Consider the following 8,080-nt stretch of genomic DNA (forward strand, 5'->3'; position numbering starts at 1 on the left):
CGGGTGACGGCCAGCCGCCCGAGCGATCCCACCGACGCGTCCGCGCCGGTGTGCCCGGTGGCCGCCTCGCCGTGCAGCAGGCGTCCGGCGCCGATCGGGGTGCCGTCGGCGCTCATGGCGAGCACGTGCACGGCACCGGCGTCATGGGCGTCGTACTCGAGGTCCTCGGGGACGCCCTGTTCGGCGACGAAGACCTCCTTGCGGACCGCGAAGCAGGACTCGCGGTCGGCCGGTCCCTCCGCGACCCGGACCGTGTACGGCGCGCTCACGCGTAGGTCTCCTCCCGGACCAGGTCGAGGGCCCGCTGCAGGTCCTCGGGGTACGTGCTCTCGAACTCCACCCACTGGCCGTCCGCCGGGTGCTCGAAGCCGAGCCGGACCGCGTGCAGCCACTGGCGCTCCAGCTTGAGCCGCTTGGCGAGCGTGGGGTCGGCGCCGTAGGTCAGGTCGCCGACGCAGGGGTGGCGGTGGGCCGACATGTGGACGCGGATCTGGTGGGTACGGCCGGTCTCCAGCTTCACGTCGAGCAGGGAGGCGGCGCGGAAGGCCTCGATGAGGTCGTAGTGCGTCACGGAGGGCTTGCCCTCGGCGGTGACCGCCCACTTGTAGTCGTGCTGGGGGTGGCGGCCGACGGGGGCGTCGATCGTGCCGCTCATGGGGTCGGGGTGGCCCTGGACCAGCGTGTGATAGCGCTTGTCGACCGTGCGCTCCTTGAACTGGCGCTTGAGCGAGGTGTACGCCCGCTCCGACTTGGCGACCACCATCAGACCCGAGGTGCCCACGTCGAGCCGGTGCACGATGCCCTGGCGCTCGGCGGCGCCGGAGGTGGAGATCCGGTACCCGGCGGCGGCGAGGCCACCGATGACGGTCGGGCCGGTCCAGCCGGGCGAGGGGTGCGCGGCCACGCCGACCGGCTTGACGATGACGACCACGTCGTCGTCGTCGTACACGATCTCCATGCCCTCGACGGGCTCCGCGACGATCTGGACGGGGGCGGGCGCCTGCGGCATCTCGACCTCCAGCCAGGCACCGCCGTGCACCCGCTCCGACTTGCCGACCACCACGCCGTCGACCTGGACCTTGCCGGCCGCGGCCAGCTCCGCCGCCTTGGTGCGGGAGAAGCCGAACATCCGGGAGATGGCGGCGTCGACACGCTCGCCTTCCAGGCCGTCGGGCACGGGCAGGGTTCGGATCTCGGGAATCGTGCTCACCCGTCGAGTATGCCGGACGGGTGCGAGGGCGCCGAACGAGCCTGTGGAAAACCCGGGCCGTCCCGCCCTCGCCGGGGCCGTCAGTCCTTGTGGACGGTGCCGTCCGGGTCCAGGCCCCGGAAGGACAGCAGCACGATCAGGATGCCGCCGCACACGATCGCGGAGTCGGCCAGGTTGAACACCGCGAAGCCCTTGGGCGCGATGAAGTCGACGACCTCACCCTCGAAGATCCCGGGGGCCCGGAAGATGCGGTCGGTGAGGTTGCCGAGCGCGCCGCCGAGCAGCAGGCCGAGCGCGATGGCCCAGGGGGTGCTGTAGAGCTTGCGGGCCAGGCGGATGATCACCGCGATCACGACGGCCGCGATCACCGTGAAGATGATCGTGAAGGCGGCGCCGAAGCCGAAGGCGGCACCGGGGTTGCGGATGGCGTGCAGCTCCAGCAGGTCGCCGATCAGCTGGATCGGGGCGTGGTGCTCCAGCTTCGCGACGACGAGAAGCTTGCTGCCCAGGTCGAGGGCGTAGGCGAAGGCTGCCACCGCGAACAGCACGGCGATCCGGCGCCCGCGTCCGGTCCGCCGGGCGGCGTCCTGTCCGTCCGTACCGGGCCCGGTCGCCGCGGCGGCCGCACCGGGCCGCTCGCCGCTGTCTTCCGGGGTGTCCGGCGTACCGATGATGCGCTCCGCCTCTGCCACGTGAGTCCCTCAACCTAGGTGCCTGACTGACGACGAGACTACGGCACGCCCCGGCGTACGCCCTCGCTCAGGAGCGCCGTTCCTGCTTCTGCTTGCACTCCACGCACAGGGTGGCCCTCGGGAACGCCTGCATCCGTGCCTTTCCGATGGGATTGCCGCAGTTCTCGCACAGACCGTAGGTGCCCGCGTCCAGCCGTTCCAGGGCGCGCTCGGTCTGGGTCAGCATCTCGCGCGCGTTGGCGGCGAGCGCCATCTCGTGCTCGCGCGTGATGTTCTTGGTGCCGGTGTCGGCCTCGTCGTCGCCCGCGCCGTCCGCGCTGTCCCGCATCAGGCCCGCGAGCGCGGTCGCGGAGGAGCTGATCTCCTCGCGGAGCCGGTCGGCGTCGCCGGTCAGCTCCGCGCGGGCCTCCTCGACCTCCTCCGGGGTCCAGGGGTCCTCGCCGGGGCGTACCGCCAGCTCGCCGGGAACGGCGGCGGGCCTCGCCCTGGGTACCGCGGTCTGCTCCGCGGTGGCCGTGCCAGGAGTCTTCTTCGCAACCACCCTCGTGGCTCCCGTCTGCCCGGCGGCCCGTGCCGCACCGGTCTTCTTGGCCGCGGTCTTCTTGGCGGCGGCCTTCTTCGCCGCCGTCTTCTTGACCGCCTTCTTGGCTGTCTTCTTCGCCGCCGTCTCGACGGTCTTCTTGGTGGCCTTCGCGGCCGTGGTGCTCTTGGTGCTCTTGGTGCTCTTGGTGCTCTTGGCGTCCATGGGAGGTGCCACCTCGGTGGCTGTCGCCATGGCGGCCGTCTTCTCAGCAGTCACCGTCTCGCCGCCCGTCTTCTTCCGGCCCGTGGTGGTCTTCGTGGTCTTCGTGGCAGTGGTGCGCTTGGCAGTGGTGGTCTTCCCGGCGGCGGCCGCCCGCTTCTTCGCGGGGGCCTTCTTGGTGGCCTTCTTCGCCGGGGTCTTGTCGACAGGTGCCTCACCGGCAGCCGTCTTGCGGGCGGCCGCCTTCTTGGCGGGCTTCTTGGCGGGCTTCTTCGTGGACGCCTTCTTCGCCGCCCCGCCGCCTCCCGAGGCCGCCCGCAGACGTCGGCCGTCCTGCCCCGGCGGCCCGACACCGGCAAGGGTTCCCGCTGAGCCACCGGAGGTACCGGCGGTCTTCTTCGCCACCATGGCCGCGGCCCCTTCACATATTGTGATCTTGCACGCGAATCGTGCTGGGACGATAAATCGACTTGAGTCCCGCGGCAACGGGGCACGCCGCCCGATTCGCCCGCCCCGCACCCCCCGCGCAGCAGACCTGCATCCGTTGTGCCCAGCTCCCCGGCGGGTAATCCGCCCAGGGGGCGGCGCCCTGACGCGCGTCCCGGCGGACTGGCCATTCGGGTCACCGCCCGCTCCCCCGCCGCCCGCCGGAAAACCGGTCGGCCGCTGTCCGCCCGGCGCCGTACACTGGGCGGAGCGAGAAGCGTGGATGGGGACGAGTAGCGTCGTCAGCAGCCCAGAGCGAGCCGGGGACGGTGGGAGCCCGGTGGCGAGCGCGATGTGAAGATCACCCCGGAGCCGCCGGAAGAAAGTCCCGCGAGGGGCGAGTAGAGCCGGTTTCGCGACCCCAATGAGGGGGCTCACCACCGGATGGACACCGGCGGCGGGCCAAGGAGGGTGGTACCGCGGGAGCGCGCCGCACACGGCGTGAACAGGAAGAACGCTCTCGTCCCTCCGACGGAAGGCAGCAAGTTCCGTTGGAGGATGCTCGCAGATGACAGCGCCGACGTACCGCCAGGTGCCCGCCCAGGTCGACCTGCCCGCGCTTGAGCACGCCGTGCTCGACTTCTGGCGCGACCAGAAGATCTTCGCCAAGAGCCTGGAGCAGTCCGAGGGCCGCCCCGAGTGGGTCTTCTACGAGGGCCCGCCGACCGCGAACGGGATGCCCGGCGCCCACCACATCGAGGCCCGCGTCTTCAAGGACGTGTTCCCCCGCTTCCGCACCATGCGCGGCTACCACGTCGGCCGCAAGGCGGGCTGGGACTGCCACGGCCTGCCGGTGGAGCTGGCCGTCGAGAAGGAGCTGGGCTTCTCCGGCAAGCAGGACATCGAGGCGTACGGCATCGCCGAGTTCAACGCCAAGTGCCGCGAGTCGGTGACCCGGCACACCGACGCGTTCGCCGAGCTCACCAACCGCATGGGCTACTGGACGGACCTCGAGAACCCGTACCGCACCATGGACCCCGAGTACATCGACTCGGTCTGGTGGTCGCTGAAGCAGATCTTCGACAAGGGCCTGCTGGTCCAGGACCACCGCGTCGCCCCCTGGTGCCCCCGCTGCGGCACCGGCCTCTCGGACCACGAGCTGGCGCAGGGCTACGAGACGGTCGTGGACCCCTCGGTCTACGTCCGCTTCCCGCTCACCTCCGGCCCGCTGGCCGGCGAGGCCGCGCTCCTGGTGTGGACGACGACCCCGTGGACCCTGGTGTCCAACACCGCGGTCGCCGCGCACCCGGACGTCACCTATGTCGTCGCCACCAACGGCGAGGAGAAGGTCGTCGTCGCCGAGCCGCTGGTCGCGAAGGCCCTCGGCGAGGGCTGGGAGACCACCGGGCAGTCCTTCACCGGCGCCGAGATGGAGCGCTGGACCTACCAGCGCCCCTTCGAGCTGGTGGAGTTCCCCGAGCCCGCGCACTTCGTGGTGAACGCCGACTACGTGACCACCGAGGACGGCACCGGTCTGGTCCACCAGTCCCCCGCCTTCGGTGAGGACGACCTCAAGGTCTGCCGCGCCTACGGCCTGCCCGTGGTCAACCCGGTCCGCCCCGACGGCACCTTCGAGGAGGACCTGCCGCTCGTCGGCGGCGTCTTCTTCAAGAAGGCCGACGAGAAGCTGACCGAGGACCTCGGCGAGCGCGGCCTGCTCTTCCGTCACCTGCCCTATGAGCACAGCTACCCGCACTGCTGGCGCTGCCACACCGCGCTGCTCTACTACGCCCAGCCGTCGTGGTACATCCGCACCACCGCCGTCAAGGACCGGATGATCGCGGAGAACGAGAAGACCAACTGGTTCCCGGAGACGGTCAAGCACGGCCGCTTCGGCGACTGGCTGAGCAACAACATCGACTGGGCGCTCTCCCGCAACCGCTACTGGGGCACGCCGCTGCCGGTCTGGCGCTGCGACAACGACCACCTGACCGTGGTCGGCTCCCGCGCCGAGCTGACCGAGCTGACCGGCACCGACCAGTCCTCCCTCGACCCGCACCGTCCGTACATCGACGACGTGACCTTCCCCTGCCCCGAGTGCGGCGACACGGCCACGCGCGTGCCGGAGGTCATCGACGCCTGGTACGACTCGGGTTCGATGCCGTTCGCGCAGTGGGGCTACCCGTACAAGAACAAGGAGCTGTTCGAGAGCCGGTACCCGGCCCAGTTCATCTCCGAGGCGATCGACCAGACCCGCGGCTGGTTCTACACGCTGATGGCCATCGGCACCCTGGTCTTCGACGAGTCGTCGTACGAGAACGTGGTCTGCCTCGGCCACATCCTCGCCGAGGACGGCCGCAAGATGTCCAAGCACCTGGGCAACATCCTGCAGCCGATCCCGCTGATGGACCAGCACGGCGCCGACGCGGTGCGCTGGTTCATGGCGGCCGGCGGTTCCCCGTGGGCGGCCCGCCGGGTCGGCCACGGCACCATCCAGGAGGTCGTCCGCAAGACGCTCCTCACGTACTGGAACACCGTCGCCTTCCAGGCGCTGTACGCCCGCACCTCCGGCTGGGCCCCGAGCGCGGCGGACCCGGCCCCGGCCGACCGCCCGGTCCTCGACCGCTGGCTGCTGTCCGAACTCCACGCCCTCACCGACCAGGTGACCCAGGCGCTGGAGGCGTACGACACCCAGCGCGCGGGCAAGCTGCTCTCCGCGTTCGTGGACGACCTGTCCAACTGGTACGTGCGCCGCTCGCGCCGCCGGTTCTGGCAGGGCGACAAGGCCGCGCTGCGCACGCTGCACGAGGTGCTGGAGACGGTCACCAGGCTGATGGCCCCGATCACCCCGTTCATCACCGAGCGGGTGTGGCAGGACCTGGTCGTGCCGGTGACCCCGGGCGCTCCCGAGTCCGTCCACCTGTCCTCCTGGCCGGAGGCGGACCTGTCCGCGATCGACCCGGAGCTGTCGAAGCAGATGGTGCTGGTACGGCGCCTGGTGGAGCTGGGCCGCGCCACGCGCGCGGAGTCCGGCGTCAAGACGCGTCAGCCGCTCTCTCGCGCGCTGGTCGGCGCCGCGGGCTTCGACGCGCTGGACCCGGAGCTGCACGCGCAGATCACCGAGGAGCTGAACGTGGCCGCGCTGGCCTCGCTCTCCGAGGTGGGCGGCTCGCTGGTGGACACGACGGCCAAGGCCAACTTCCGCGCGCTGGGCAAGCGGTTCGGCAAGCGGGTGCAGGACGTGGCGAAGGCGGTCGCCGCCGCCGACGCCGCCGCGCTCTCGCTCGCGCTGCGCGAGGGCAACGCGTCGGTCGAGCTGGACGGCGAGACCGTCACGCTCGCCCCGGACGAGGTGATCATCACCGAAACCCCGCGCGAGGGCTGGTCGGTGGCCTCCGACTCCGGTGCCACGGTGGCGCTGGACCTGGAGATCACCGAGGAGCTGCGCCGGGCGGGCCTCGCCCGTGACGCGATCCGGCTGATCCAGGAGGCCCGCAAGAACAGCGGCCTGGACGTGGCCGACCGCATCGCCCTGCGCTGGACCGCCACGGACCCGGCGGTGACCGCCGCCCTCGCCGAGCACTCCGGCCTGATCGCGGAGGAGGTCCTCGCGACCGACTTCGCCCAGGGCGAGGCGGACGAGACGTATGGCTCCGCCTTCACCGACGAGGGGCTGTCCCTGGAGTTCCGCCTCCGTAAGGCGTAAGCCTCCGGCGGTTCTGACGGCGGCTGTTCTGCGGCATCTTGCCGCGGGCAGCCGCCGTTGTCGTGTCCGGTGCGTGTCGGGCTGCGGGCCGTCCGGGGCCGGTCGCGCAGTTCCCCTCGCCCCTTGGGTGGGTGCGCAGCAGGTCGGCCGGGAACAACCATCGCCCGAAGGCGTCAACTCGCGTAAACAGGGCGGGCCCCGGACCGAAGTCCGGGGCCCGCCCTGAACGCTGCCGACGCCTATGGCGTACTACTGGCCATGCGCGGCCGTCAGTTGTCGTCCTCGTCGATCAGGAACCCGCGCATGGGCGAGGGCGCCTGGCCCATCGGACCGGGACCCTGCGGCCGGACCGGAGCCATCGGCTGGGTCATGGCCGGCGTCATCTGCTGCTGTCCGCCGTAGGACGGGCCCGCCGGGGGCGGACCGCCCATGCCCGGGTTGCCACCGAACGCCGGGGCGCTCGCGCCGGCCGGTGCCATCGAGGGCGCCGGGGACGGCGGCAGGGACGGGGCGGACGGGGTGCGCGGCGGAGCCAGCGAGTCGTCGGCCTGGGTCTCCAACTGACGCAGCTGGGACTCCAGGTAGGACTTCAGACGCGTGCGGTACTCGCGCTCGAAGCCTCGCAGGTCCTCGACCTTGCGCTCCAGCGTGGCGCGCGCGGACTCCAGGGAGCCCATGGCGACGCGGTGCTTCTCCTGCGCGTCCCGCTCCAGGGCGTCGGCCTTGGCACGGGCGTCGCGCTCCAGACCCTCGGCGCGGCTGCGGGCCTCGCCGACGATCTTGTTGGCCTCGGAACGGGCCTCGGCGATCGCCTGGTCGGCGGTCTGCTGGGCCAGCGAGAGGACACGCGCGGCGCTGTCGCCGCCGGGGCCACCCTGACCGGGCAGGCCGGGGGCGCCCATCGGAGGACCGCCCATGGGGCCGCCCATCTGCTGCGGCATGGGCGGCTGACCACCCATCGGACCCTGACCCATCGGGCCGGGACCCTGACCCATGGGGCCCTGGCCCATCGGACCCTGACCCATCGGGCCGGGACCCTGCCCCATCTGACCGGGGCCCTGGCCCATGGGGCCGGGGCCCTGCGGGCCGCCCTGTCCGCCGGGGCCGGGGGGCAGCTGCGGGGCGCCGCTGGGCAGCTGGGGCGGACCACCCATGGGGCCACCCATCTGCTGCTGCGGCGGGCCCGATATGCCGGCGGGCACCGGAGCGCCGGGTCCTCGCATACCGCCCTGAGGCATTCCGCCCTGGGGCATGCCACCCTGCTGCATGCCACCCTGCTGCGGCATACCGCCCTGCTGCATGCC

The 8,080-nt window shown here is 71.8% G+C and carries 5 protein-coding genes and 1 pseudogene; 1 reads left to right on the top strand and 5 read right to left on the bottom strand.

What is annotated here, in order from left to right:
* The 4 genes and pseudogenes from GTW40_RS13590 to GTW40_RS13605 all read right to left on the bottom strand — a co-directional run.
* Positions 1–269: pseudogene (locus GTW40_RS13590) on the bottom strand (GNAT family N-acetyltransferase); the annotation flags it as partial.
* Positions 266–1,210: an RluA family pseudouridine synthase gene (locus tag GTW40_RS13595; RefSeq protein WP_161180436.1), complete on the bottom strand. Its 945-nt coding sequence runs from the start codon at positions 1,208–1,210 to the stop codon at positions 266–268. The pseudogene GTW40_RS13590 and the gene GTW40_RS13595, both read right to left, overlap by 4 nt.
* A gap of 80 nt (positions 1,211–1,290) precedes the next feature.
* Positions 1,291–1,902 carry a signal peptidase II gene (gene lspA, locus GTW40_RS13600; RefSeq protein ID WP_161180437.1) on the bottom strand — a complete coding sequence of 204 codons (612 nt, stop codon included), beginning with the start codon at positions 1,900–1,902 and terminating at the stop codon, positions 1,291–1,293.
* Between the two features lie 67 nt (positions 1,903–1,969).
* Complete coding sequence (locus GTW40_RS13605) at positions 1,970–3,052, bottom strand: TraR/DksA family transcriptional regulator (RefSeq protein WP_161180438.1); 1,083 nt, start codon at positions 3,050–3,052, stop codon at positions 1,970–1,972.
* Positions 3,053–3,638: 586 nt separating this feature from the next.
* Between GTW40_RS13605 and ileS the strand changes: the two genes are divergently transcribed.
* Positions 3,639–6,776: an isoleucine--tRNA ligase gene (ileS, locus tag GTW40_RS13610; protein WP_161180439.1), complete on the top strand. Its 3,138-nt coding sequence runs from the start codon at positions 3,639–3,641 to the stop codon at positions 6,774–6,776.
* Positions 6,777–7,045: 269 nt separating this feature from the next.
* On the opposite strand, the gene GTW40_RS13615 is transcribed toward ileS, so the two are convergent.
* On the bottom strand, positions 7,046–8,080 hold a 1,035-nt coding region (locus GTW40_RS13615; protein ID WP_161180440.1), incomplete at its 5' end, for a V-type ATP synthase subunit E.

Source organism: Streptomyces sp. SID4985, from assembly GCF_009863025.1.
In the GTDB taxonomy this organism is placed as follows: Bacteria; Actinomycetota; Actinomycetes; order Streptomycetales; family Streptomycetaceae; genus Streptomyces.

Bases quoted from the DNA above. Each gene is read 5' to 3' on its own strand.
- GTW40_RS13605 (WP_161180438.1), bottom strand. From the start codon at position 3,052: ATGGTGGCGAAGAAGACCGCCGGTACCTCCGGTGGCTCAGCGGGAACC.
- ileS (WP_161180439.1), top strand. From the start codon at position 3,639: ATGACAGCGCCGACGTACCGCCAGGTGCCCGCCCAGGTCGACCTGCCC.